At 49.3% G+C, this 765-nt stretch carries 1 protein-coding gene; it reads right to left on the bottom strand.

Annotated elements, in window-relative coordinates:
• The coding region (locus R7Q46_RS26575) for an AMP-dependent synthetase/ligase (protein ID WP_318078138.1) at window positions 1-765 on the bottom strand (765 nt) is incomplete at both ends.

Genomic DNA, 765 nt, shown 5'->3' with positions numbered 1-765 from the left:
CACCGGTCTTTAAGAAACCGTGCTCATCAAACGTCTTTTCGGTCTCTTCTGGCATTTTGTAGTAACCGCGCATCACCATCGGGCCACGAACTAGAATCTCGTTGTTTTCGCCAATCTTCACTTGCGCGCCAGGCATCGACATACCGATAGAATCCGGATCAAAGCACTTGTCATCCCAGCACGAAATCGTCGCGGTGGTTTCTGTCATGCCGTAGCCCAACTTCACGTTGATGCCAATAGCATGGAAGAAGCGACCAATGGTTTCATCCAACTTCGCGCCACCACATGGCATAAAGTTGATACGACCACCGAGCAGTGCACGCAACTTACTTAGCACCAACTTGTCAGCTAATGCGTGTGCTTTGCGCAGCATCATCGAAGGTTTGCGCTTTTCTTGATGGCAAAGTGCCATTTTCGCGCCCATGTTCACCGCCCAAGTAAACATGATCTTGCGATGAATCGGTGCTCGAGACACTTTCTCGTGAATCGCTGAGAAAATCTTTTCGTAGAAACGAGGAACCGCACACATCACGGTTGGACGCACTTCACTCAAGGCATCGCGCACTTGCATGGTGTCTTGCAAGTAACAGTTCGTCGCACCTTTGTATAATACGTAGAATGTCCAAGCGCGTTCAAATACGTGTGAAAGCGGAAGGAAACACAAAGAAACATCATCTTGAGATAAGCTCAAGCGTTGGTCGTGACCTTCTAGCTGCGCTGCGATGTTGCCATAATCCAACATCACGCCCTTAGGTTGACCCGTTG

Source organism: Vibrio sp. 811, from assembly GCF_033339195.1.
This window is presented reverse-complemented; position numbering and strand designations above follow the sequence as displayed.